The organism is Marivivens marinus, assembly GCF_035969385.1.
Lineage (GTDB): Bacteria > Pseudomonadota > Alphaproteobacteria > Rhodobacterales > Rhodobacteraceae > SELP01.
In genome coordinates this window covers 50,349-73,969 of record NZ_JAYKKJ010000009.1, presented here as the reverse complement: position 1 = coordinate 73,969, position 23,621 = coordinate 50,349, and the positions used below count along the sequence as shown (strand labels likewise).

Annotated in this window: 23 protein-coding genes; 19 read left to right on the top strand and 4 right to left on the bottom strand. The window is 62.3% G+C overall.

Annotated features, from left to right (window positions below):
- Nucleotides 1-41: 41 nt before the first annotated feature.
- The 6 genes from dprA (at nucleotide 42) to U3648_RS13830 (ending at nucleotide 7,844) form a co-directional block, all read left to right on the top strand.
- Complete coding sequence (gene dprA / locus U3648_RS13855; protein ID WP_420859828.1) at nucleotides 42-1,196, top strand: DNA-processing protein DprA; 1,155 nt, start codon at nucleotides 42-44, stop codon at nucleotides 1,194-1,196.
- A 142-nt stretch (nucleotides 1,197-1,338) separates the two neighbouring features.
- Nucleotides 1,339-3,891, top strand: a complete 2,553-nt coding sequence (gene topA / locus U3648_RS13850; protein WP_420859827.1) for a type I DNA topoisomerase — start codon at nucleotides 1,339-1,341, stop codon at nucleotides 3,889-3,891.
- Nucleotides 3,892-4,023: 132 nt separating this feature from the next.
- On the top strand, nucleotides 4,024-5,013 hold the full coding sequence (locus U3648_RS13845; protein WP_420859826.1) for a lysylphosphatidylglycerol synthase transmembrane domain-containing protein: 990 nt from the start codon (nucleotides 4,024-4,026) through the stop codon (nucleotides 5,011-5,013).
- Nucleotides 5,013-6,311, top strand: a complete 1,299-nt coding sequence (locus U3648_RS13840; protein ID WP_420859825.1) for an FAD-binding protein — start codon at nucleotides 5,013-5,015, stop codon at nucleotides 6,309-6,311. The genes U3648_RS13845 and U3648_RS13840 overlap by 1 nt, the downstream gene beginning before the upstream one ends.
- Nucleotides 6,308-7,045, top strand: a complete 738-nt coding sequence (locus U3648_RS13835; RefSeq protein ID WP_420859824.1) for an SDR family NAD(P)-dependent oxidoreductase — start codon at nucleotides 6,308-6,310, stop codon at nucleotides 7,043-7,045. Before U3648_RS13840 ends, U3648_RS13835 begins: the two co-directional genes overlap by 4 nt.
- Nucleotides 7,046-7,151: 106 nt before the next feature.
- Complete coding sequence (locus tag U3648_RS13830) at nucleotides 7,152-7,844, top strand: hypothetical protein (protein ID WP_420859823.1); 693 nt, start codon at nucleotides 7,152-7,154, stop codon at nucleotides 7,842-7,844.
- Between the two features lie 135 nt (nucleotides 7,845-7,979).
- Here the strand turns inward: U3648_RS13830 and U3648_RS13825 are convergent, their stop codons facing one another.
- From U3648_RS13825 to U3648_RS13815, 3 genes are all read right to left on the bottom strand, one after another.
- Entirely contained in the window at nucleotides 7,980-8,291 is a 312-nt protein-coding gene (locus U3648_RS13825) for a hypothetical protein (protein WP_420859822.1), read from the bottom strand.
- 155 nt (nucleotides 8,292-8,446) lie between these two features.
- Nucleotides 8,447-9,880, bottom strand: a complete 1,434-nt coding sequence (locus U3648_RS13820) for a UbiA family prenyltransferase (protein ID WP_420859821.1) — start codon at nucleotides 9,878-9,880, stop codon at nucleotides 8,447-8,449.
- Nucleotides 9,881-9,882: 2 nt separating this feature from the next.
- On the bottom strand, nucleotides 9,883-10,722 hold the full coding sequence (locus tag U3648_RS13815) for a lytic transglycosylase domain-containing protein (RefSeq protein WP_420859820.1): 840 nt from the start codon (nucleotides 10,720-10,722) through the stop codon (nucleotides 9,883-9,885).
- A gap of 353 nt (nucleotides 10,723-11,075) precedes the next feature.
- Between U3648_RS13815 and U3648_RS13810 the strand changes: the two genes are divergently transcribed.
- The 13 genes from U3648_RS13810 to U3648_RS13750 all read left to right on the top strand — a co-directional run bounded on the left by U3648_RS13810 (nucleotide 11,076) and on the right by U3648_RS13750 (nucleotide 22,045).
- The gene (locus U3648_RS13810; RefSeq protein WP_129679275.1) at nucleotides 11,076-11,261 is read left to right on the top strand and encodes a Flp family type IVb pilin; all 186 of its coding nucleotides are present in this window, start codon (nucleotides 11,076-11,078) and stop codon (nucleotides 11,259-11,261) included.
- Nucleotides 11,262-11,286: 25 nt separating this feature from the next.
- Nucleotides 11,287-11,472 carry a Flp family type IVb pilin gene (locus tag U3648_RS13805; protein ID WP_129679275.1) on the top strand — a complete coding sequence of 62 codons (186 nt, stop codon included), beginning with the start codon at nucleotides 11,287-11,289 and terminating at the stop codon, nucleotides 11,470-11,472.
- A gap of 180 nt (nucleotides 11,473-11,652) precedes the next feature.
- Nucleotides 11,653-11,838 (top strand): hypothetical protein, encoded by a 186-nt coding sequence (locus tag U3648_RS13800; protein WP_420859819.1) that lies wholly within the window; start codon nucleotides 11,653-11,655, stop codon nucleotides 11,836-11,838.
- A gap of 147 nt (nucleotides 11,839-11,985) precedes the next feature.
- On the top strand, nucleotides 11,986-12,849 hold the full coding sequence (cpaB, locus tag U3648_RS13795; protein ID WP_420859818.1) for a Flp pilus assembly protein CpaB: 864 nt from the start codon (nucleotides 11,986-11,988) through the stop codon (nucleotides 12,847-12,849).
- Nucleotides 12,850-13,059: 210 nt separating this feature from the next.
- Nucleotides 13,060-14,484: a type II and III secretion system protein family protein gene (locus U3648_RS13790; protein WP_420859817.1), complete on the top strand. Its 1,425-nt coding sequence runs from the start codon at nucleotides 13,060-13,062 to the stop codon at nucleotides 14,482-14,484.
- A gap of 22 nt (nucleotides 14,485-14,506) precedes the next feature.
- On the top strand, nucleotides 14,507-15,166 hold the full coding sequence (locus tag U3648_RS13785; RefSeq protein WP_420859816.1) for an OmpA family protein: 660 nt from the start codon (nucleotides 14,507-14,509) through the stop codon (nucleotides 15,164-15,166).
- A gap of 234 nt (nucleotides 15,167-15,400) precedes the next feature.
- On the top strand, nucleotides 15,401-16,648 hold the full coding sequence (locus U3648_RS13780) for a CpaE/TadZ family protein (RefSeq protein WP_420859815.1): 1,248 nt from the start codon (nucleotides 15,401-15,403) through the stop codon (nucleotides 16,646-16,648).
- A gap of 12 nt (nucleotides 16,649-16,660) precedes the next feature.
- Entirely contained in the window at nucleotides 16,661-18,130 is a 1,470-nt protein-coding gene (locus U3648_RS13775) for a TadA family conjugal transfer-associated ATPase (protein WP_420859814.1), read from the top strand.
- Between the two features lie 5 nt (nucleotides 18,131-18,135).
- Nucleotides 18,136-19,104, top strand: coding sequence for a type II secretion system F family protein (locus U3648_RS13770; RefSeq protein ID WP_420859813.1), 969 nt, complete (start codon nucleotides 18,136-18,138; stop codon nucleotides 19,102-19,104).
- A 7-nt stretch (nucleotides 19,105-19,111) separates the two neighbouring features.
- Nucleotides 19,112-20,089, top strand: coding sequence for a type II secretion system F family protein (locus U3648_RS13765; RefSeq protein WP_420859812.1), 978 nt, complete (start codon nucleotides 19,112-19,114; stop codon nucleotides 20,087-20,089).
- A 10-nt stretch (nucleotides 20,090-20,099) separates the two neighbouring features.
- Nucleotides 20,100-20,660, top strand: a complete 561-nt coding sequence (locus tag U3648_RS13760) for a tetratricopeptide repeat protein (protein WP_420859811.1) — start codon at nucleotides 20,100-20,102, stop codon at nucleotides 20,658-20,660.
- A gap of 27 nt (nucleotides 20,661-20,687) precedes the next feature.
- On the top strand, nucleotides 20,688-21,545 hold the full coding sequence (locus tag U3648_RS13755; RefSeq protein ID WP_420859810.1) for a tetratricopeptide repeat protein: 858 nt from the start codon (nucleotides 20,688-20,690) through the stop codon (nucleotides 21,543-21,545).
- A gap of 2 nt (nucleotides 21,546-21,547) precedes the next feature.
- Nucleotides 21,548-22,045 carry a prepilin peptidase gene (locus U3648_RS13750; RefSeq protein ID WP_420859809.1) on the top strand — a complete coding sequence of 166 codons (498 nt, stop codon included), beginning with the start codon at nucleotides 21,548-21,550 and terminating at the stop codon, nucleotides 22,043-22,045.
- 77 nt (nucleotides 22,046-22,122) lie between these two features.
- Here U3648_RS13750 and gndA read toward each other — a convergent pair whose 3' ends face one another.
- Nucleotides 22,123-23,526, bottom strand: coding sequence for an NADP-dependent phosphogluconate dehydrogenase (gene gndA / locus U3648_RS13745; protein WP_420859808.1), 1,404 nt, complete (start codon nucleotides 23,524-23,526; stop codon nucleotides 22,123-22,125).
- Nucleotides 23,527-23,621: the final 95 nt, after the last annotated feature.

Here is a 23,621-nt window from a genome sequence, read left to right as displayed (position 1 = left end):
TCCGATTCTACACCTGTCATCAGCAACAGGCGGAGACACGGATGACCGAAGAACACCCTTCTTCCACTCACCCCCCACTCCCACCCACCACGGAAGATGATCGGTTTTCGTGGCTTCGCCTGCTGCGCTCGCGCCGGGTCGGCGTGATGACATTCTATCGCCTCCTCAGCGAACACGGGACCGCCCAGGATGCGCTTGCCGCGCTGCCCGGGGTGGCCCGTGCCGCTGGCGTGAGCGACTATGCCCCCTGCCCCGAAGGCGTAATCGCCGCCGAACTGCGCGCCGCGCGGGCCGCCGGCGCGCGGCTGATCTGTCGGGGGGAACCGGGCTACCCCACTGCGTTGGCCGCGCTGGATGATGCGCCGCCGATGCTGTGGTCGCGGGGCGACCCGGCGCTTCTGTCCCGGCCGATGGTGGCGATGGTAGGGGCGCGGAACGCCTCGTCCCTTGGCACCCGCACTGCCCGGAAACTGGCCACCGACCTGTCAGAGGCCGGGTTCGTCGTCGTGTCGGGACTTGCCCGCGGGGTCGATGCCGCCGCCCATGCCGCTGCCCTGCCACTGGGCACCATCGGCGTGGTCGCGGGCGGGGTCGATGTGATCTACCCCAGCGAAAACACCGACCTGCACCATGACATCGCCAAACAGGGACTGATCCTGTCGGAACAGCCGATGGGCCTGCAACCGCAGGCGCGCCATTTCCCGGCCCGCAACCGGATCATCGCGGGGCTTGCGCAGGGGCTTGTGGTGGTGGAAGCCGCCGCGCGGTCCGGCAGCCTGATCACCGCTGACGCCGCGCTGGGACTGGGGCGCGAGGTTCTGGCCATTCCCGGCCACCCCTTCGATGCGCGGGCCGCAGGCTGCAACCGGCTGATCCGCGATGGGGCCACGCTGATCCGCGGGGCCGAGGACGTCATTGCCGCCCTTGGCGACCCGGCCCAGCCTGCGCTGCCGCTTCAGGCGGCACCGGCCCCCCGGCCCGAAACGCCGCCGTCCACGTCCAAGCGGAATCTGCGGCAGACCGCGGCCCTGCACCAGCTGATCCTTGACCGGCTCGGCCCGTCGCCCGTGGCCGAAGACCAGCTGATCCGCGATCTTTCGGCGCCGGCGACCGCTGTCGCCCCGGTTCTGGTCGACCTTGAACTTGATGGGCGGATCACCCGGCAGGCAGGCGGGCTTCTGGCCCGGGTGGACTAGGCCCGACACCCCGAAACTGGCCGCGACGGAGGGGGAAAATACCGCCCCCCGACGCATTGGGCAGATGGGCACATTGACAATGCCCCCCGGCGTCCCACATGTTCCGCCGCCATAGTGACCCAGCCAGTTTCCAAGGAATCCCATGCCCGTTGTCGTCGTCGAATCCCCGGCTAAGGCCAAGACAATCAACAAGTATCTGGGATCCGACTACACGGTTCTGGCCTCCTACGGACATGTCCGCGACCTGCCCCCGAAAGACGGATCGGTCGATCCCGACAACGGATTCGAAATGATCTGGGAGGTGGCGAATGATTCAAAAAAGCACGTCAAGGCCATCGCCGACGCGCTGAAAGATGACAACGCCCTGATCCTTGCCACCGACCCCGACCGCGAGGGCGAGGCGATCAGCTGGCACCTGCAGGAGACCCTGACCAAGCGCAAGGCGATCAAGAAGGACACTGCCGTCAGCCGGGTAACCTTCAACGCGATTACCAAATCCGCCATCGAAGAGGCGATGAAGCACCCCCGGCAAGTCGATGCGCCGCTGGTCGAGGCCTATCTGGCCCGCCGCGCGTTGGACTATCTGGTCGGGTTCAACCTGTCGCCGGTCCTGTGGCGCAAGCTGCCCGGCGCGAAATCGGCCGGCCGGGTGCAATCGGTTTGTTTGCGCCTGATCGTCGAACGCGAGATGGAGATCGAGGCCTTCCGTGCACAGGAATACTGGACCGTCAAGGCGATCCTGCAAAACCCGCGCGGGGCCGAGTTCGAAGCGCGTCTGACGGTTCTGGCGGGCAAGAAGCTTGATAAACACGACATCAAGGACGCGACACAGGCCGAACTGGCGGTTCAGGCGATCACCAGCCGTGACCTGACCGTGCAATCGGTCGAAGCCAAGCCGGTCAGCCGGAACCCCTCTCCGCCCTTCATGACCTCGACCCTGCAACAGGAAGCCAGCCGCAAGTTCGGCATGGGTGCGCGCCAGACCATGTCCGCCGCCCAACGCCTGTATGAGGCGGGGCTGATCACCTACATGCGGACCGACGGGATCGACATGGCGCCCGAGGCGGTGATGGCCGCCCGCGACGCGATCAAGGCGAAATTCGGCGACAACTATCTGCCGGACAGCCCGCGGATGTACAAGAACAAGGCCAAGAACGCGCAGGAAGCCCACGAATGTATCCGCCCGACGGACATGATGCGGTCGGCCGAGGATCTGAAGATTTCCGACGCGGATCAGCGCAAGCTCTATGACCTGATCTACAAGCGCACCATCGCCAGCCAGATGGCCGCCGCCCGGATGGAACGCACCACCGTCGATATCGGCAGCGCCGATGGGCAGGTCGTGCTGCGCGCCACCGGTCAAGTCGTCCAGTTCGAAGGCTTCATCGCGATCTACGAAGAAGGCCGCGACGACAGCGTTGTCGATGATGACGACAAGCGCCTGCCGCAACTGTCCGAAGGCGAACCGGCCAAGAAGCAGAAGATCGACCCCGAACAGCATTTCACCCAGCCGCCACCCCGCTATACCGAGGCGACGCTGGTCAAGAAGATGGAAGAACTGGGGATCGGCCGCCCGTCCACCTATGCCTCGATCGTGACCACGATTCAGGACCGCGACTATGTGACCAAGGACAAGGGCCGCCTGATCCCGCAGGACAAGGGCCGGTTGGTCATTGCTTTCCTTGAAAACTACTTCCGCCGCTACGTGGGCTATGACTTTACCGCCGGTCTGGAAAACGAGCTGGACGAGGTCAGCGCGGGCGACGTGAATTACAAGGACGTGCTGGGCCGCTTCTGGCGTGATTTTTCCGCCGCGTTGGCGGAAACCGCGGAACTGCGGATCACCGACGTTCTGGAAAAGATCAACGAGGTGCTGGAACCGCACCTGTTCCCCCCGACTGAGGACGGGACCGACCCGCGCCTCTGCCCCAACTGCGGGCAGGGCCGGTTGTCGATGCGCACCGCCCGGTCCGGCGGCGCTTTCATCGGCTGCTCCAACTACCCCGAATGCCGCTACACCCGCCCCTTCGGCCCACCGGGCGCCGAGGGTGAGGGCATCGGGCCGGACGGAAAGCTGCTCGGCCATGACAATGGCGACCCGATCAGCCTGCGCGATGGCCGGTTCGGCCCCTATGTCCAGCGTGGAGAGCCGACCGAGGATCAGCCCAAGCCGCCCCGCGCCAGCCTGCCCAAGGGCTGGCAACCCTCTGAAATCGATCTGGAAAAGGCGCTTATGCTGCTTAGCCTCCCGCGCGAGGTTGGCCCGCATCCGGAAGATGGCGAGATGGTCGAGGCCGGGATCGGCCGCTATGGCCCCTTCGTGAAACACGGCAAGGTCTATGCCAATATCAAGGAGGTGGACGAGGTGTTCACCATCGGGATGAACCGTGCCGTGGAAGTGCTGGCGCAAAAGGCGGCATCGCGTGGTGGCCGCACCGCCGCCGCACCGCTGAAAGAGTTGGGCGACCACCCGGACGGCGGCGCGATGGCCGTGATGGCCGGCCGCTATGGGCCTTACGTGAAATGGGAAAAGGTCAACGCGACCCTGCCCAAAGACGTGGACCCGGCCGAAGTGACGGTGGAAATGGCGATTGAACTGGTCAATGAAAAGGCCAGCAAGAAGGGCACCAAGAAGAAGGCCGCCCCGAAAAAGGCCGCGCCAAAGAAAGCCGCGGCCAAGAAGAAGGCCAGCTAGGGAAAACACCGGGGCGGCGCGGCCTGCCGCCGCCCTGAAAATTGTTTCCCATTCCGCAACAGCACCATATTCTTGCCCAATTCTGTCGCTATCCGGGCGGCAATGAACACAGGCAATATCGCAGCAGGTCCGATGACCCCCACAGCCCCCGCCCCCCAGTCGCCCCGCAGGCGCTGGCGCGACATCGCCCTTTTGGGCGGGTTGTTCGCGTTGGTGATCGCCGGGTTGGCCGGGCTGGCCGCCGCAACGGGCTGGGAAGAAACGCTGCACCAGGTGTCCCGCCTGCATCTGTGGCAGGGCGCGGCGCTTCTGGGCCTCAGCCTTGTTAACTACCTGTTTCGCGGGGCGCGATGGCACCTGTTTGCACGCCGCATGGGCCTGCCCACGGGGTTCTGGCAGGACATCCGCCATTTCCTTGGCGGGTTTGCCATGTCTGTCACCCCCGGCCGGGTGGGCGAATTGATCCGGATGCGCTGGCTTCGGCGTGAAACCGGTTGGGCGGTGGAACGCACCGCACCTCTGGTCCTGATGGACCGGGCCAGCGACCTTGCGGCGATGGCGGTGATCCTTGGGCTGGGGCTGACCCTTGGCACCGGCGGGATCGCCTATGCCACACCAGTGGTCGTTTTGGCCCTTGCTGCGGCCTTTGTCGCGACCCGCCCCCGGTTGTTGTCTGGCATGGCCGAAGCCGTTTACCGGCTGACCGGACGCTTCCCACGACTTATGGCGCGGGTGCGTCGGGCGGCGCGGTCGCTGGGCGTCTTTTCGGACCCGAAGACCGCCATCCTTGCCCTGATCCTGGGCCTGACCGGATGGCTGGCTGAAGGACTGGCTTTTCATTTCCTGCTGATGTGGATGGGTGCAGACATCGGATTCTGGATGGCAGTTGCCATTTTCACATTTTCGACCCTCGCGGGCGGGCTGACCGGTGCGCCGGGCGGTGTCGGCGGGGCGGAGGCGGCAATGGTCGCCCTTCTGAGCCTGCAGGGCGTTCCGCTGGAGGTGTCGATCCCCGCCACGGCCATCATCCGGTTGACCACGCTCTGGTTTGCCATCGGCATCGGGCTTCTGGTCTTTCCGCTGGCCGAACGCGCCTCGAACCGGGCGGTAGGGGCGGGCTGATGCGCTGGAAGACAGACAGCTATGCCGGGTGGGGCCGTGCCCTGCGGGCGACGGGTGATCTGGCCCGCCCCGAGCGCCGGGCCGATCTGGACAGTGCCATCGCCCCCGCGATTGGCAAACGCCGATCCTATGGCGATGCCGCGCTGAACGACGGCGGTCGGGCCATCGACATGACCCGGCTGGACCGCATCCTGTCCTTCGACGAAGACACCGGCCTTCTGGAGGTCGAGGCGGGCATGCAACTGGGCGATATCGTCCGGGTCTTTTCGCCGCGCGGCTGGCTACCGCCGGTTCTGCCCGGCACGGGGTTCGCCACGGTGGGTGGGGCCATCGGCATGGATGTGCACGGCAAGAACCACCACAACGCGGGCAGTTTCGGCCAGCATGTGACCCGCATCCGCCTGCTTCAGGGGGATCAGCGGCGGACCATCACCCCGCGAAACCGCGCCCTGTGGCAGGCGACGCTGGGCGGGCTGGGTCAGACCGGTATCATCCTGTCGGCCACAATCCAGATGAAGCGCTGCGCCGGGCCGGTGATGACCGTCACGGAACGGCGGGCCGAAGGCTGGGACGAACATATCGCCATGCTTGATGCCTCTGCCGCCAGCTATTGCGTCGGCTGGATCGACGCGACCGCGACGGAACAGGCGCTTGGCCGCGGCATCGTCGAAGAGGCGGAACCGGCCCGCGGGTTGATCCCGCGCCGGGGCGCGCCAAAGGCGGTGCCGCTGGACGCGCCACACTTTGCGCTGTCCGCCCCGATCGTAAGGGCCTTCAACGCGCTATACTATCGCCGCGTGCCGGACCATGGCCGCACCGTGGTGCGGTCGATGCCGGATTTCTTCTTTCCGCTGGACAAGATCCACGACTGGAACCGCCTGTATGGCAAGCGCGGGTTTCACCAGTTCCAATGCGTGGTCCCGCTGGATAAAAAGGACCGCCTGCGTGACATGCTGACCCTGATCGCCGGGTCCGGCCTCGCCTCGCCCCTTGCCGTGTTGAAGCGGATGGGCGCGGGGCGCGCTGGATACCTGTCCTTCCCGATGGAGGGCTATACGCTGGCCGTCGACTTCCCGGCCCGACCCGAAGCCCCCGACCTGATTGTAAAACTCGAACAGATGACGGTGGACGCGGGCGGGCGGCTGTATCTGGCCAAGGACGCGTTGGCCAGCGGCGAGCGGATCAAGGCGATGTATCCCGACTGGCCAAAATGGCGCGATGCGGTCAATGCCGCCGACCCCGACCACCTGCTTGAAACCGACATGACCCGCCGACTGACCCTAAGGAGCCCCGCATGACCGACACATGGATTATTCTTGGGGCCACCTCCGGCATGGCCCGCGCCTTTATCCGCGACATGGCCGAAGAGGGTCACGGCCTGATCCTGTGCGGCCGCAAACAGGAGGTGATGGAGGAGATCGCCACCGATTGCCGTGCCCGTGGGGCCGGTTTCGTTGATCTGATGCCCATCGACATGCGTGACCCGGACAGCTTTGCCCCGATTGTCGAAAAGGCATCCGGCCTGTCCGGCATGATCAATGTCGCGGTGTTCACCGGCACCATGCCGCCGCAGGACCAGATCGACGCCAACCCGGCCCTGATCGACGGCACCATCGCCGACAGTTTCACCGGCCCGGCCCGGTTCCTGACCACGATCGCCCCCTACATGGAACAACGCGGCGGCGGGTCCATCGTCGGGATCACATCCGTTGCGGGGGACCGGGGGCGGCTGGGCAACTATGTCTACGGCGCGGCCAAGGGGGGCTTTGCCACCTACCTGTCCGGGCTGCGCAACAAGCTGGGCCGCGCGGGCGTGCATGTGATGACGGTGAAACCGGGGCCGGTGGATACGCCGATGACATGGGACCTGGGCAAGCAACCCTTCATGACCACGCCAGAGGCCGTGTCTGCCGATATCCGGCGGGGCCTGAAACGGCGGCGCAACGTGATCTACACCGCGAAAATCTGGGCGCTGATCATGCTGGTGATCCGGATGATCCCGGAACCGATTTTCAAGAAGATGTCGTTCTAGACTATGAATTGAGTTTGGACAGATCACCCGCCAGTCGTGCTATTCCCCATGCTCAACGGCTAAGGTCGAACGATCCCAATGGGATCATCTGGTTGAGGACAATCAATTGACGCATGCGTCCGAATTTTTTGAACGGTTTCTTCCAGTTTCGCAGGTCTTGCACTTCTTGCGATGCGATTTCGATTTCCTTTTGAATTACGTTGTCCCTTGGCAGCAACAGATTGCCGCGAACTTTGGCGTTCCCTTCGTCTCGAGACCGGTCGAGCAAGGAGATTTGACCTACGACCAGAAGCTGCAACTCTGCTTACCCATCGTGTACCCAGACATGACCCGCATCGTAATCAGCGCAACTCAGTCAGATTGGATCTGTCTCTGGGGGAATGGCGGGTATGGCATTGATGGTGACGCGATCCAGAGACACGTTGGAAGGAAGTTCAACCTCGAACGCCTTGAGATAATGCATATCATGACCCGCAGTCCCGGTTCGTCGCAGTTCAGCTACACTGGACCCGGTGAGAACGGGCGGCGTCGCTACATTGCGGCCCACAAGGAATCCCGTTGGGAGTTTCATCAGTTCGGAGAGCCATTTCCGTTCGAAGATCAGGACGCCTACAAGGAACGCCTGATCAAGAAGCGCCTTACAGCCGAATTATTGGACCGATATTGCCGTGAGTTTGGGATACGGCTGATGGATGAAGATTTCTATTTCGGTCGCACCGTATTGCTGCCGAAGCGGGGGCAGCCGCAGACACGGGTAGTTTCGGAGACGTTTGGCGATCCGGATTTCTTCGCAAGGTAGTGGGAGCCGAAACCTAGACAGCGACATCCGGTGGGGCCTGAACCGATCTTCAGAAGATGTCGTTCTAGGGCAGTTCGCCCGCGTCACATCTGAAAGCAGGTGAGGCCAAGCGCAATCGGTTCGACCAACCTTGCCCTAGTTGATCGCACGGACAAACTGGCTTGAAAAGCTTACATTATATACGTGAAACTCGCCTTCGGGCGTAATCACCAGTTCGGTAATGTTGGCTTGCTGGAACTTGTCCTCGCGGTCTAGATCGTTGACCTTCAGGCTGACGACAATTGCGCCATCTTCGATCCCCATGATCTTGTAGTCATAATCGACCCGCGCTCCGAAACAGGTGATTTCCCCGCCTTCGATAACCAGTTCCGACTGCCCATCTTCGGCCTCTACCCAACGGCCCTGCATCTCGGCTGGCAGGGGGGCGCTGCGGTCAAATTCCTTCATCCCGTCTCCTTTCAATTCCTCGGACAACCCGGGAGTCGAAATGAACCCGACCAGCAAAGAAAGGCCACCGGAAAGAAACGTCCGCCTGTCATGCATCCCGTCCAAATGACTAAACTCTTCCCACAACTACGAAGATTCCGGTCGATTATGGACCTCTAGAACCCGAACCATTCCTGCCATAGCCCTGCCGCGTAGAACATCAGCGCCAGCGTCATCAGCAAGAGCCCCACGCCGCGCTTGTCCTTCAGCGCAAAGACGATGGGGTCGTAGTCCTGTTTGCCATACCAGCCCAGCCGGATCATCCGCAGCAGCCACCAGGCGATGGGGATCAGGGCCACCCACAGCAGCCATTGCGTGGGATAAAGCGCCTGTGCCTGCGCCGAGAGGCTGTAAAGGAAGAAAATGACCAGCGCCCCCGCCATCCCGAGGCCCGAGACATTCAGCAGGTCTTCGCGGTCGGGCCGTCCGTATCCGCGCCCCGGCAACCGGTCGTCATTCGTGGCCAGCGTCAGTTCGGTCAGCCGCTTGACGCAGCCCAGCGTGACGAAGATCGGGAAGATGAAGATCAGCATGAAGACCGAGGCATCGACCCCGCTCGCCGCAGCGCCCGCCACGACCCGCAATGTATAGAGTGTCGCCAGTGTGAAAATATCGACCCAGCGCATCCGTTTCAGCCGCAGCGAATAGGCCAGCGAGAGGGTCATATATATAATGACGACAATCAGGAACCCGGTGCCCAGATACCACCCCAGCCCCAGCGCGATCAGCGCCAGCACAAGTGTCGCCACCATCCCAACCCGGATTGGCACCGCGCCGCTGGCAAAGGGCCGCTTGCATTTCTTCGGGTGCAGCCGGTCTGCCTCGAGGTCCAGAAGATCGTTCACCAGATAGATGCAGGACGCCGCCGCCGAAAAGGCGGCGATCCCGATGCAGACCATAAGGAAGGTCGACAGGTCGAAATTATGGGCGGCGATCATTGGCAGGATCAGCAGCACATTCTTGACCCATTGGTGCGGCCGGATCGCCTTGAACAGGTCCGTGATCCGCCAGCCGCCCGGGATCTCGGTCACGCCATGGCCGGTTTGGGCCAGTTTGCGGGCCGCCCCCCCTGCCCGGCCCACCACGACCGCATGGCTGGAATGGGTCCAGATTTCCATGTCGGATGTGTGATCGCCCGCGTAGATGAACCCCTTGTCCCCGTATTCCGCCACCAGCGCCTCGGCCTTGTTGGCGCCTTTGAGGTTGATTTCAGGGGTCGAGCCCAGCGCCCCGTCAAAACCGTGCGCCCGGGCCAGCCTGTCCACCAACCGCCCGTCGGATGCAGAGGCCAGGATCACCTCGCGCCCTTCTTCCTGTGCGCCCTTCGCGATCTCGGCCAGGGCCGGGTTGACGGGCAACAGATCCGCGCGGATCGGGGCGATGTCGAACAGCGCCGCCTTGAGCGCGGCGGGGCGACGCAGGTTGGCAAAAGCCGCCTTGATCGTCGCAATCGGCGCGGTGCCAAGGCCCGCCCAAAAGGATTCGAACAACATATCCGTGCGCAGGAATGTTCCGTCCACATCAAGGACAAGGGGACGTCGGTCAGCCAAGGTCAGCCTCCGGAAGCAGCAGGTAGGGTAAAGACGCAGCCGTCTGACACCAATTCAGGCGGGGTCATGCACAGGCCACGGGCCACGCCCCAGGCCGACAGGACCTTGGGCACATAATTGCGGGTTTCAGGAAAGGGCGGGACGCCCGAATGATCGCGGATATTGCCCTCGCCCGCGTTATAGGCGGCAAGGACAAGAATGGGGTCGTCGTCGAATTCGCCCATCAGCCAATCAAGATAGGCCACCCCGCCCGCGATATTCTGGGCCGGATCATAGGGATCGGTCACGCCAAAGCGGGTGGCCGTGTCCGGCATAAGCTGCATCAGCCCCTGCGCCCCGGCCCGGCTGCGTGCATCGGAATCGCCTGCGCTTTCCACCGCGATGACGGAGAGGACCAACGCAGGCGACACGCGGGTGCCGACCGTTGTGCGCAGGATGTCGGTTCCATGGGCCTTTGCGATCTCGTGCAGGGATTGCAGGCGCGGCGGGGTGACGCCTTTGCCCTCGGGCGGGTTGGACAGGGTGATGGTTGCCAGGGTCAGCCGCCCCGGTGCGCTGTCTTCAAGCGCCGGAGAGATCGCCGCCCAGAACCAGTCCGACCCCGACAGGCCCGGCACGGCACCCGCCACGGCATCGGTTCCCGGTGCGGGCGCGCTGACAGCGGCGGCCGGAACGTCAGGGCGCGGCGTGACCTGAACATTGATCAGCTGCTGTTGCCCGGGCTGCGGGACGGTCACACGCTTGAAGGTAAAGTCCGGTTGCAGCCGGTCGCCTTCGGCCAAGGCCGTCTGGCACGCCAAACCGGCGGCCAAAGTGATTGCCGTCGCGAAGCGCCGCTTCATTGCGGTTCTGCCCTGCCTCGTTGTTGTTGGGTCCAGTATCGCATCAATTGAGAATCCACGCCAGTCCGGGGTGAAAATCGGCCCGAAAACGCGCGATCTTGCACGGCAAATCACCTGACAAGAAGGATATTCCGCAATCCTTTGTATTTTTTTCTGATTGCTTTTCAATTACTTAGTAGATTTTTCCGTCGAAAATAGACTTGATGCAAAATTGCACGAATGCAGTCCAATTCCTGCCCCAATCCACTGGCTATATCTCCTCATCCAAGTCGGACACCGAGCCAACATGAGGCGGCGCGGCACCTACCGGCAGAGGACCGAAACCGAGCAAAGACCCTGAGGAGGGACATGAAATGCTGAACTTCATCAAGAACTTCCGTCGCGACGAAGACGGTGCCGTGACCGTTGACTGGGTCGTGCTGACCGCCGCCATCGTGGGCCTCGGCATTGCCGTGCTGACCTCCGTTGGCCAGGGCACCACCGCCCTTGGCGACCGCATCAGCTCGCAGCTGTCGGCTCAGTCGCTCGTTACCTACTAATTCCTGACATCCAAGGAGAATACCAATGCTGAACTTCATCAAAAACTTCCGTCGTGACGAAGACGGCGCCGTGACCGTTGACTGGGTCGTGCTGACCGCCGCCATCGTGGGCCTCGGCATTGCCGTGCTGACCTCCGTCGGCCAGGGCACCACCGCCCTTGGCGACCGCATCAGCTCGCAGCTGTCGGCTCAGTCGCTCGTTACCTACTAATCGCATCGCGATTGGACAAAAGGGCCGCGGTCTACCGCGGCCCTTTCCATGTGTTCGACCTTGTTTTTGCTGGTGAATCCGCCCCCGGTTTTCCTTCAACCGATCACGATTCCACCACAATCCCCGGGCACAGTTCCAACAGGAATGGGAAGCGGTTTTCCCGCGTACAGGAGAAGTGTAATGTTTCGCAAGCTTATCGAATTCCAGAATGACGACGAAGGTGCCGTCACGGTTGACTGGGTCGTACTGACGGCTGCTGTCGTCGGCCTTGGAATTGCTGTGGTGACCACCATCGGCAACGGCGCCCTGGATCAATCGACAGGGGTTGGCGCCCGGCTGAGCGCACAGTCCGTTGCGACCTATTGATCACGAACAACTCTGATCGTTTCCAATTGGACCAAACTCCTTCTTTCGGTCATCGACTGGGCACGATCCTGACACAATGTCAAACCAAGCTGGCACAAAGACCAGTTGTCCGGGGCACTGCCCCAATTGAGTTAAGAGGAAGAGCAAATGCGTGCGGTTTTCGGACTTGTACTTCTCGTCGGACTTGGCCTGGCAGGGTTCGCCGTGTACACGGTCAAGGGATACTTTGACGAACAGAAGATCCTGATGGATCAGCAGGCGGCCGTTGCGGCGCAGGCGGTTCCGACGGTTGAGGTTCTGGCTGTGAACCGGTCGATCGGCTACGGCGAAACGCTGATGCCCGAAGACGTGATCATCATCCGATACGCCGAACCCTTCTTGCCCGAAGGCGTGTTCCGCACCGGCGAAGAGCTGTTCCCCAATCAGAATGAAGAGCCCCGCCTTGTGGTTCGCCAGATGGAACCGAACGAACCCGTCCTGGCCATCAAGGTCACCGAACCGGGCGAGAGCGCCGGCCTGAATTCCCGCCTGACCCCTGGCATGCAGGCCTATGCGATCGACGTGAACGTCCGGTCCGCCGTGTCCGGCTTTCTTCGCCCCGGTGACCGCATCGATGTCTACTGGACCGGCGACGTGTCCCAGTTCGGCCTGAACGGCACGGGCGGGATCACGACGAAGCTGATCCAGTCGGGTCTGACCATCGTCGCCGTCGACCAGAACACCGACAGTGGCCGTTCTGCCGTATCCGACCGCGTCCGCACCGTCACGGTCGAGGCCACGACCGCGCAGGTCGCCGCCCTTGCCACCGCGCAAAGGTCCGGGGAACTGTCGCTGGCGCTGGTTGGACAGGGTGACACCGTTGTATCGACCGCTGTCGAAGTGGACCAGGCAACCCTTCTGGGGATTGCGCCCCAGGTTCAACAGGCCGCCCCGGAACAGGAACAGGTTTGCACCATCCGCACCCGCCGTGGCGCCGAGGTGGTCGAGATCCCGATCCCCTGCACCAACTGAACCAGCACAAATCGCACATTCACGGCCTGCTCAGGATTGCACTTGAGTGGGCCGTTTGCCTTCTGGCGACGACAGAGTGTTGCGACTTGTCCACATTACCTTTGGCCAATAGTGCTTTGATTCTTGCAAAAAATGACGTTTCAGCGCAGTGTTGACCAAACTACGGGCGTAAAGACCCGAAATCGGGCGTGATCGGAGAGGCAGGTCACAATGAAATATGACAAATTCATCAAGGCGGCGCTGGCTGGCCTTGCTTTGGCAGTTGCGACTGTTCCGTCGGCTCCCATGGCCGAAACTCTTCAGGTGATGCGCGGCGCACCATCAAGCGCGCTGAACGTGCCAATGAACCGCGCTGTCGTCGTGGAAAGCGACACCCCCTTTACAGAGTTGTCGATCGCCAACCCCGGCATCGCCGATATCTCGTCCCTGTCGGATCGCACGATCTATGTGCTGGGCAAGGAACCGGGCCGCACGACCCTGACCCTTCTGGGGGCGGATGGCCGCCTGATCACCAACGTCGAGGTCCACGTGACCCCCGACCTGGCAGAATTCAAGGAACGTCTGCAACAGATCCTGCCGGGCGAAAACATCGAAGTGCGCAGCGCCAACGACGGGATCGTCCTGTCGGGCACCGTGTCGTCCATCGCGCGACTTGATCGCGCGCTGGAATTGGCCGAACGCTACGCCCCGGAACGCGTGTCAAACCTGATGAGCGTCGGCGGCACCCAGCAGGTGATGCTGAAAGTCCGGTTCGCGGAAATGCAGCGGTCCGTTTCGAAATCCCTGTCCAGCTCGCTTGCCATTCAGGGCACGACCCTAGGCGGCGACCTTGGCATTAACGGCGGGTCCAACACGCTGACGACTGCTGGTCTGGTTCAGGAATCCCTGAACGGCAACAACATCGGGCCGGGCGATACAAACGGCGCGGTGATGTTCGGTTTCAACGCGGGCGGGCTCGAGGTTGGCATCCTACTGGAAGCACTGGAATCGCGCGGCGTCGTCCGCACCCTTGCCGAACCCAACCTGACCGCCCTTTCCGGTCAGGAGGCACGGTTCCTTGCCGGCGGCGAATACCCGGTCCCCGTGGTGCAGACCACCGGATCGACCACTGTCGAATACAAACCCTTCGGCGTGGAGCTGAATTTCATCCCGCGCGTGGTCGATGGCGACATCATCAACCTTGAACTGGAAGCCGCGGTATCGTCGATCGACCCGACCAACGGCGTTGTCCAGTCCGGGTTCACCATCGATGCCTTCCGCAAGCGCGAAATCTCGACCACGGTCGAGATGCGTGATGGCGAAAGCTTTGCAATTGCAGGACTTTTGTCCGACGACTTCCGCGACCTGAATGGTCAGGTTCCGTGGCTTGGTGACATTCCGGTGCTGGGCGCCCTGTTCCGCAGCGCGGAATACGAACGCCAGCAGACCGAACTGGTCATCATCGTCACTCCGCATCTTGTGACCCCGACGCGGGGCGAGGCGCTGGCCCTGCCGACCGACCGGGTGCAGCCGCCCAGCGAACGCGATCTGTTCCTGTTCGGCCGTGTCGCCAACGACATGCCGACCCAAGGCGGTGCCGGAGAGGTTGCGCGGCAGGATTTCAGCGGGTCTTATGGCTACGTTCTGGACGACTAGGATCAAGTGAGGGGCTGACATGATGAAACGACTGATCATATCGCTGACAGCCCTTGGCGCGCTGTCTGCCTGTTCCCAGGGAATGCCCGGCGCGACATCCTTCTTCCGCGAGGCGGGGGCGGTTGTCGATGGCGGTGACTTTGGCAATGCGACCATGAACAACACGCTGATCCAGACCGGGCAGCTTGACTATGCGATCAACCTCAACCGCCGGTTCTCGGCCGAGGTTCCGACGACCATCAACTTCGAATTCAACTCGACCGCGTTGGATGAAGAAGCCCGCGCGATCCTTCGCCAACAGGCGGATTGGATCAAACAGTTCCCCGAAGTCCGGTTCAAGGTCTACGGTCATACCGATCTTGTCGGTTCAACCGCCTACAACCGGCGCCTTGGCCTGCGCCGCGCCCAGGCAGTGGTTTTGTATTTCGAAAGCCAGGGCATCAGCCGCAGCCGTCTGGAAGCGACCGTTTCTTACGGCGAAACCCAGCCGCTGATCGTGACCGAAGGCCGCGAACGGGCCAACCGCCGCACCGTGACGGAAGTGTCGGGCTTTGTTCAGAACCACCCGACCATCATGAACGGGCGCTATGGCGAGGTCATTTTCCGCGAATACGTCAACAGCGCGGTTCCCGCAACAACCCTGTCGGGCATTTCCGGAAGCGACCTATCCACCAGCAACTAGGCTGCCAAAGGCCAGATCAACCGTTTCGGAAAGGGCGTCAACACTGGCGCCCTTTTCCCGTTATCGTCCTCTGATTCCGCACAATTACAGTCTTTTGGCCGCAATCTGGTCACGTTTGTCCCCGATGGTCATCGGCAATGGGACAACCATGTCCGGATGATTCCGGCATCGTTTCCGGGCAACAGGCTTCGTTTTTTTCCGCCCGGGATCGCAAGTAACAAAGGACGACTGGCAATGAGTGGGACTGCCCTTCTTCAACCTGAACCGATGCCGTTGGTGACGTGCACGGTCAGCCGTGATGTTCAGATTTTCGATCTATTGATCGAGGATATGGAAACTGCGCTTGGCGAACGCTGGGGCGACCTGGGATTCGACGATGCGCTGGCCTTTCTTGCTCAACCCGAGGCGAAGGCGCTCGAATTCCTGGCCATCGCGCTGGATGCCGAGGACGAGGCGGACCTGTCCCCCGTCACCCGTGTGATTGCCACGGCAAAGTCGATGGGAATCAAGGTGATCCTGATCACCGAAGATGTCAGCCCCGCGTCGCTGCACGCCCTCTTGCGCGAAGGCGGCGATGAATTCGTCCCCTACCCGCTCCCCGAAGGGGAACTGGCGCAGGCGATCGAGCGGGTCCTGACCCCGGAAGAGGAAGAACCCGTCGCCCCCGAGATCCAGAACAAGCTGAAGGCGACCGGCGACCGGTCCGGCGTTGTGATCCCGGTGCAGGGCATGGCTGGCGGTGTTGGTGCCACGACCTTTGCCGTGAACCTTGCATGGGAACTGGCGAATGTCGAAAAGAACGACCCGCCGCGCGTGGTTCTTCTGGACCTCGATTTTCAGTTCGGCAGTGCCTCGACCTATCTTGACCTGCCCCGCCGTGAGGCTGTGCTGGAAATGCTCAGCGACACCGAGGCGATGGACAGCGATGTCTTCATGCAGGCCCTTCTGTCCTACAATCAGCGACTTCAGGTGTTGACCGCGCCGACCGACCTGATCCCGATGGACCTTGTCGGACCGGCCGATATCGAACGGATCATCGAAACCGCCCGCGTCAATTTCGACTATGTGGTCATCGACATGCCGACCACCATGGTGGAATGGAGCCAGGCTGTGCTGGAAGCGGCGCATGTCTATTTCGCCCTTCTGGAACTGGATATGCGGTCGGCCCAGAACACCCTGCGGCTCAAGCGGGCGTTGCAGGCAGAGGAACTGCCTTTCGACAAGCTGCGGTTCCTTCTGAACCGGGCGCCCAAGTTCACCGATTTGAACGGCAAGGCGCGGGTCAAGCGGCTGGCCGAGAGCCTGGGCATTTCGATCGAAGTGCAACTGCCCGATGGCAGCAAACAGGTTGCACAGGCGGACGACCACGGGATGCCTCTGTCGGAAACGGCACCGAAGAACCCGCTGCGCAAGGAAATCCTGAAATTGGCGACATCGGTCCACGAGGTGAACACCTCGGACGCGATGGAAGCCCGCGGATAAGGCAGGCAAGCGATGTTTTCCAAATACAAGAAAGTATCAGCAACCGGCCCAGCCCCCGCCCCGGCGGGCAAGCCGGTGTCGCGGCTGGACGCACTCAAGGCCGCGCCAGCCGCCAATACCGCCCCCGAGGCCGAGGCCCGCAAGTCGCTGATGAAGACGATGCCGAACCGCGCCGCTGAAGTGCGTCCGGCTGACAAGGAGAAAAAGCGCAAGGAACGGCTGGGCGAAATCAAGCTCGAGCTGCACAAGGCGCTTCTGGACAACCTGAACCTTGCGGCGCTTGAAAAGGCGACCGAGCAGGACTTGCGTCAGGAAATCAACTCTATCGCCACCGAAACGCTAGAGGAGATGGGCGTTGTCCTGAACCGGGAAGAGCGGCAGGCCCTCAACCAGGATCTTTACGACGAAGTGACGGGCCTTGGCCCGCTTGAAACGCTTCTGAAGGACGACACCGTCAACGATATTCTGGTCAACGGACCGCAGCAGATCTTCGTCGAACGGGACGGCAAGCTGCAGCTGACCGACATCACCTTCAAGGACGAACGCCACCTTCTGCGGATCATCGACAAGATCGTATCCGCCGTGGGCCGCCGCGTCGATGAATCGAACCCCTATGTCGACGCCCGTCTTGCGGATGGGTCGCGTTTCAACGCGATGGTGGGTCCGATCGCGGTGGATGGATCGCTGGTTTCGATCCGGAAATTCAAAAAGGAAAAGCTCGGGATCGATGATCTCGTGCGTTTTGGCGCCTTTTCCGAGGAAATGGCCGCCTATCTTCAGGCTGCCGTCGCCACCCGCCTGAACGTGATCGTGTCGGGCGGGACCGGTTCTGGTAAGACGACCACGCTGAACGCCCTGTCGTCCTTTATCGACGACAGCGAACGCATCCTGACGATCGAGGATACGGCGGAACTTCAGCTGCAACAGACCCATGTGGGCCGGATGGAGAGCCGCCCCGCCAACGTCGAAGGCAAAGGCGCGGTCAGCCAGCGCGACTGTCTGCGCAACGCGCTGCGGATGCGTCCGGACCGGATCATCGTCGGGGAAACCCGTGGCGAGGAAGTCATCGACATGTTGCAGGCCATGAACACCGGCCACGACGGGTCCATGACCACGATCCACGCCAACAGCGCCCGCGACGGTGTCAGCCGTCTTGAAAACATGATCGCGATGGCCGGGATCGAAATGCCGATCAAGGCGGTCCGGTCCCAGATTGCCAGCGCTGTGAACCTGATCGTGCAGGCCAGCCGTCTGCAGGACGGGTCGCGCCGCATGACCTCGATCACCGAGATCACCGGCATGGAAGGCGACGTGATTTCGATGCAGGAAGTGTTCCGGTTCCAACGCGTCGGACTGACGCCGGACAACAAGATCATCGGCCATTTCACCGCGACCGGGGTCCGGTCGCACTTTTCCGAACGGTTCCGGCTGTGGGGCTACGACCTGCCGGCGTCGATCTTTGAACCCTTCGCGGCGGAGTAGAACAGATGACGATCTCTGCAGAACCGATCATCTACGGATTGATCTTTGTCGCCGTTCTGGTGCTGGTCGAAGGCCTGTATCTGACGGTTTTCGGCAAGTCGATCAGCCTCAACAGCCGCGTCAACCGGCGGCTTGAACTGCTGGAAAAAGGCGCGGGTCGCGAACAGGTGCTTGAACAGCTCCGCAAGGAGATGACCCAGCACCTCAAGTCGCAGTCCATCCCACTGTATTCGATCCTTGCGGCAAAGGCGCAAAAGGCAAACATCGCCTTTACCCCGACGCAGTTGATCATGATCATGGGCGTCCTGTCTGTCGTGGCCTATGTCTGCCTGACCATGGGCACCGAAGCGGGGGCGCCGGTTCGTATCGCAGTCGCCATCGCGATGGGCATTGGCGGGGTCTACATCTGGGTCAACAACAAGGCCAAGAAGCGCACCGCCATGATCGAGGAACAGCTGCCCGACGCGGTAGAACTGATGGTTCGGTCGCTGCGAGTTGGTCACCCGTTCTCTTCGGCGGTGGCGATTGTGTCAAAAGAGGTCGCCGACCCGCTGGGAACCGAAATGGGCGTCATCTCGGACGAGGCCGCCTATGGCCGCGACATGGGCGAAAGCCTGAAGGCCATGGCCGAACGGATGGACATGCAGGATATGCGCTTTCTTGCCGTGGCCGTGACGATCCAGCAGCAGTCGGGCGGCAACCTGGCCGAAATCCTGGACGGTCTGTCCAAGGTGATCCGGTCGCGGTTCAAGTTGTTCCGCCGGGTCAAGGCGATCACGGCCGAAGCCAAATGGTCGGGTATGTTCCTGTCGGTCTTCCCGCTTCTGGCGCTGGTCGGCATCAACGTCTTGCAACCCAATTACTATGACGAGGTCAAGGAAACCGCGGTGTTCATTCCGGCCTGTCTGGTTGTAGCTGGCTTTCTTGTCGCGAACGTTTTCGTGATGCGCACACTCGTCAACATCAAGGTGTGAGGCGGACATGGATATTCTGAACCAGATCAATACCATGCTGACGGACATGTTGGGACCCTTTGGCCCGCTTCTGGCGCTGGGGTTCCTTGGTGTCGTCATGGTCCTCGTGACCCTGCCTGTCCTCTTGAAAAAAGAGGAAGATCCGCTCGACAAGTTGCGTGCTGGCATTCAGGCTCAGGCCACGCCGACCTCGGCCAAGCTGCGGACAGCGTCGGGCAAGGACAAGCTCGAAAAATACTCCAACTTCCTCGAACCGCAGGACGAAGAGGAATATTCGGCCGTCAAGCTGAAGCTCTTGCAGGCGGGCTACCGGTCCAAGAACGCAGTCCGGCTTTACCACTTTTCCCAGTTCGCGTTGGGGATTGTGCTTCTTCTGGTCGGTGTTGGCTATGCCATCCTCAAATCCTCAACCGGGGAACCGTCCACTCAGGCCACCATCCTGTCGATCCTGATCCCCGGCGCGGCGGGCTATATGCTGCCGAAGTATTGGGTCACCCGGCGTCAGGGTGAACGCCAGAAGGAAATCGAAAACGGCTTCCCCGACAGCCTTGACATGATGCTTGTCTGCGTCGAGGCCGGTCAGTCGCTGGACCAGTCGATCATTCGGGTGGCCCGCGAAATGCGGTCGGGGTTCCCGGCACTGGCCGACGAGTTTGAGATGGTCAGCTATGAAATGAAGGCCGGTAAGGACAAGACGCAGGTTCTGCGGGACATGCAGGAACGCTGCGGTGTGCCGGATGTGACATCCTTTGTGACCGTGCTGATCCAGTCGCAGCAGTTCGGGACATCCATCGCCGAGGCGCTGCGGGTCTATTCGTCGGAAATGCGGGACAAGCGGGTGATGCGGGCCGAAGAAAAGGCCAACACCCTGCCCACCAAGATGACGCTGGCCACCATGATGCTCACGGTTCCGCCACTTCTCATCATTCTGATTGGCCCCTCGGTCTATGATATCTATGATACGCTGAGCAACGCGAACTTCTAAGAGCAGTCTCATGCGTTTTCCATCGCTGGTTCTTGCCGCGGCCGCCTGTGCCGCGCTGGCCGCCTGCACGTCGGGCGGCCTTAACCGTGGGGACGGGGTTTATGCCCCCGGCGTCGCGGGCGAGACGGATGTGGATGGGCTTCTGGTCGGTCACAGGCTGATGGCGGCGGGGGAATACGAACTCGCGCTCAAGGCCTATACCCGCGCCGCCGCGCAGCAGGGATTGAACGTCGATACCCTCTCGGCACTTGGGTCCGCGAACTTGCGGCTGGGGCGGTTGGGACAGGCCGAACGACTGCTGCGCCGCGCTGTCGAAGAAGACGCCGATTTTGCCGCCGCGTGGAACAATCTGGGCGTGGTCCTGATGGAAATGGGCCAGATCGGTGAAGCGGCAGAGGTCTTCCGTCGCGCCTATGCAACGGACAACGGCAATTCCGACCAAATCCGGGACAACCTGCGCTTGGCGCTCGCTTTGTTGGAAAATCCCGGCTATTCTCCGGCGCAAGAGAACGAAGAGTTCCAACTGGTGCGGCGGGGAACGGGCGATTACGTGATCCTGACTGCGCCCTGAGGCAAGAGCAGCAAAGGACGCAGATCAATGCGCCATTCCGTATTTCTTACCCTGTCGATGCTGGGCGTCGTCACCCTGTCCGCCTGTGAACAATCGGGCGATGCGGCCGTGGCCCGTGCTATGCAGGATGTGAACGTCGTCGACGAAACAAACCTGAACGACGTGATGCTGACCGTGGCCGACCCGAACGAGGCGGTCGCCTATTTCCAGCGCGCCAGCGCCAACGATCCGGGCCGGATCGACCTGATGCGCGGGCTTGGCCTGTCGCTGGTACGGGCCGGTCGCGCGCCCGAAGGCGTCGTCGCCTGGAAGGCCGTTGTCGACCACGCCGAGTCCAATGACGGCGACCGCGTCGAATTGGCTGGTGCCCTGATCCGGGACAACCAGTGGGACCGCGCCGAAGAGGTGCTGAACGCCATCCCGCCCACCTACGAAACCTATGACCGTTACCGGCTGGAGGCCATGGTTGCCGACAGCAACGAGGACTGGACCCGCGCCGACAGTTTCTATGAAACCGCCGTAGGGCTGACGACGACACCGGGCGGGGTTCTGAACAACTGGGGCTATTCGAAACTGACCCGTGGCGATTTCGACGGGGCCGAACGGCTGTTCACCGACGCGCTGCGCCATGATCCGCAGATGTTCACCGCCAAGAACAACCTCGTTTTGGCCCGTGGCGCCCAGCGGCAGTATGACCTGCCGGTCATCCCGATGAGCCAGGTCGAGCGTGCCCAGCTCCTCTATACGCTCGCCCTGACGGCGGTAAAGCAGAACGACATCACCATCGCCAAGGGTTTGCTGCGTGAAGCCATCGACACCCATCCGCAGCATTTCGAAGCCGCGGTGCGCAGCCTGCGGGCGCTTGAAGACAACGTGACGAACTAGGAATGGGCGGACCAACCCTGACACAGGCGGCGTGGTTTCTGCCCGCCGTGATCCCGATTGGCCTGTTTGTCGCGTACAGCGACCTGTCGCGAATGAAGATTCCCAATGTCGCAGTCTATGCCCTTGTCATCGGTTTTGCGGTGCTTGGGCTGGCGGCCCTGCCACTTGAGGTCTGGCTGTGGCGCTGGACCCATTTTGCGGTGGTGCTTATCGTGGGGATGGTCCTGAATGCGGTCGGCGCATTCGGGGCCGGAGACGCCAAGTTTCTGGCCGCCGCCGCGCCCTTTGTCGCCCTGTCCGACCTGTCGCTGATCTTCTACCTGCTTGCCGGAAGTTTCATCGCCGGGTGGCTGGCCCACCGGATCGCGAAACACAGCCCGCTTCGGCGGATCGCCCCCAATTGGCAAAGCTGGGAGTCCGGCAAACGGTTCCCGATGGGGTTCCCGCTGGCGATGGCGCTGATCCTCTACCTGCTGATCCCGGTCTTCCGAACCATCTAAGGTAATGGTGGGTTGAAACCCACCTTACGCTTCGGCGCGCAGATTTCGTAAGGTGGGTCTTGACCCACCTTGCCGGTTCAGTCCCACCACGGGCCGTGGCTGCCCGCCTCTCCACCGATCCGTTCAAACCCGTGCATCCCGAAGAAATCCCGCTGCGCCTGAATCAGGTCGGTGGTGCCGCGCCCCTGCCCCATGGTTTCGACCCAGGCCAGCCCGGCCGACAGCGCGGGCACCGGATGCCCCGCCCCGACCGCCGCCGCAACGACCCGGCGCAGCGCCGGAACCGCATCGCGCAGCATCCCGGCAAAGCTGGGCGCGAAGATCAGCTGCCCCTCGGGCAGATCCCCCCGGAACGCGGCCGAGATATCGTCCAACAGCGCCGAGCGGATGATGCAGCCTGCCCGCCATATCTCGGCGATGCGGGCGAAATCGAGACCCCAGTCATAATCCGCCGAGGCGGTGGCAAGGATGCGGAACCCCTGCGCATAGGCAATGATCCGGCCCGCCAGCAGCGCGGATTCGTAGTCCGAGGCGGGCAGATCCACCGCCTCGCGCGGCAGCGACAGGATCGGCTCTCCAGCAACGCGGCTCGTTTTTTCAGAAGACCAGCTGCGGGCGCCCACGGCAGCCTCGATCGCGCTGGCGGACTGACCCATCTTCAGCGCCTCGATCACGGTCCAGCGCCCGGTGCCCTTTTGCCCCGCCCGGTCAAGGATCACGTCCACCGCCGGCTTGCCGGTCTCGCCATCCACCGCCTGCAACACCTTGCCGGTGATTTCGACCAGATAGGATTTCAACACGCCCTTGTCCCAGGCTTCGAAGCGCGCGCCGATCTCGGCCGGGGCCATGCCCTGCCCGTAGCGCATCAGCCCATAGGCTTCGGCCAGCATCTGCATGTCGGCGTATTCGATCCCGTTGTGCACGGTCTTGACGAAATGCCCCGCCCCGTCCGGGCCAAGGTGATCAGCGCAGGGCGACCCGTCGAACTTGGCCGCGATGGAGTCGATCACCGGCTTGATCCCCTCGAATGCCGCCCGTGTGCCGCCAACCATGATCGACGGGCCGTTGCGCGCGCCCTCTTCGCCCCCTGACACGCCCATCCCGATAAAGGTCAGGCCCCGCCCTTCGACCAAGGCGGTGCGGCGGCGGGTGTCATGGAAATCCGTATTGCCCGCGTCGATGATCGCGTCGCCCGGTTCAAGGATCGCGGACAGCTCTTCGATCGCGTCATCGACAGGTGCGCCCGCGGGGACCATGAGGATGATCGCGCGGGGGGCGGCCATGGCGCGGGCCATGTCGGCAAGACTGGCATGCGTGGTCAGACGGGCGGCAAGGGCCCCCGCCTCGGCCCGGAAGGCGCTGGTCACGGTCTCGGTCCGATTGGCGACATGCAGGCCGAACCCGTTGTCGAGGATGTTCAGCGCCAGCGCGCTGCCCATTGTCCCCAGCCCATACAGTCCAAGCGTCGCGATCTGGGCCATGTGCCAGTCTCCATTCAGTTATTTGAAACCATGTTCAGCATTTGTTATACGATAGGGAATACAATTAAAAACAATTGGCAGGTATCGGGATGACA

What these genes read in the sequence shown, in the direction of transcription:
- dprA (WP_420859828.1), top strand. Translation starts at nt 42, where the DNA reads ATGACCGAAGAACACCCTTCTTCCACTCACCCCCCACTCCCACCCACC.
- topA (WP_420859827.1), top strand. Translation starts at nt 1,339, where the DNA reads ATGCCCGTTGTCGTCGTCGAATCCCCGGCTAAGGCCAAGACAATCAAC.
- U3648_RS13845 (WP_420859826.1), top strand. Translation starts at nt 4,024, where the DNA reads ATGACCCCCACAGCCCCCGCCCCCCAGTCGCCCCGCAGGCGCTGGCGC.
- U3648_RS13840 (WP_420859825.1), top strand. Translation starts at nt 5,013, where the DNA reads ATGCGCTGGAAGACAGACAGCTATGCCGGGTGGGGCCGTGCCCTGCGG.
- U3648_RS13835 (WP_420859824.1), top strand. Translation starts at nt 6,308, where the DNA reads ATGACCGACACATGGATTATTCTTGGGGCCACCTCCGGCATGGCCCGC.
- U3648_RS13825 (WP_420859822.1), bottom strand. Translation starts at nt 8,291, where the DNA reads ATGAAGGAATTTGACCGCAGCGCCCCCCTGCCAGCCGAGATGCAGGGC.
- U3648_RS13815 (WP_420859820.1), bottom strand. Translation starts at nt 10,722, where the DNA reads ATGAAGCGGCGCTTCGCGACGGCAATCACTTTGGCCGCCGGTTTGGCG.
- U3648_RS13810 (WP_129679275.1), top strand. Translation starts at nt 11,076, where the DNA reads ATGCTGAACTTCATCAAGAACTTCCGTCGCGACGAAGACGGTGCCGTG.
- U3648_RS13805 (WP_129679275.1), top strand. Translation starts at nt 11,287, where the DNA reads ATGCTGAACTTCATCAAAAACTTCCGTCGTGACGAAGACGGCGCCGTG.
- U3648_RS13800 (WP_420859819.1), top strand. Translation starts at nt 11,653, where the DNA reads ATGTTTCGCAAGCTTATCGAATTCCAGAATGACGACGAAGGTGCCGTC.
- cpaB (WP_420859818.1), top strand. Translation starts at nt 11,986, where the DNA reads ATGCGTGCGGTTTTCGGACTTGTACTTCTCGTCGGACTTGGCCTGGCA.
- U3648_RS13790 (WP_420859817.1), top strand. Translation starts at nt 13,060, where the DNA reads ATGAAATATGACAAATTCATCAAGGCGGCGCTGGCTGGCCTTGCTTTG.
- U3648_RS13785 (WP_420859816.1), top strand. Translation starts at nt 14,507, where the DNA reads ATGAAACGACTGATCATATCGCTGACAGCCCTTGGCGCGCTGTCTGCC.
- U3648_RS13780 (WP_420859815.1), top strand. Translation starts at nt 15,401, where the DNA reads ATGAGTGGGACTGCCCTTCTTCAACCTGAACCGATGCCGTTGGTGACG.
- U3648_RS13775 (WP_420859814.1), top strand. Translation starts at nt 16,661, where the DNA reads ATGTTTTCCAAATACAAGAAAGTATCAGCAACCGGCCCAGCCCCCGCC.
- U3648_RS13770 (WP_420859813.1), top strand. Translation starts at nt 18,136, where the DNA reads ATGACGATCTCTGCAGAACCGATCATCTACGGATTGATCTTTGTCGCC.
- U3648_RS13765 (WP_420859812.1), top strand. Translation starts at nt 19,112, where the DNA reads ATGGATATTCTGAACCAGATCAATACCATGCTGACGGACATGTTGGGA.
- U3648_RS13760 (WP_420859811.1), top strand. Translation starts at nt 20,100, where the DNA reads ATGCGTTTTCCATCGCTGGTTCTTGCCGCGGCCGCCTGTGCCGCGCTG.
- U3648_RS13755 (WP_420859810.1), top strand. Translation starts at nt 20,688, where the DNA reads ATGCGCCATTCCGTATTTCTTACCCTGTCGATGCTGGGCGTCGTCACC.
- U3648_RS13750 (WP_420859809.1), top strand. Translation starts at nt 21,548, where the DNA reads ATGGGCGGACCAACCCTGACACAGGCGGCGTGGTTTCTGCCCGCCGTG.
- gndA (WP_420859808.1), bottom strand. Translation starts at nt 23,526, where the DNA reads ATGGCCCAGATCGCGACGCTTGGACTGTATGGGCTGGGGACAATGGGC.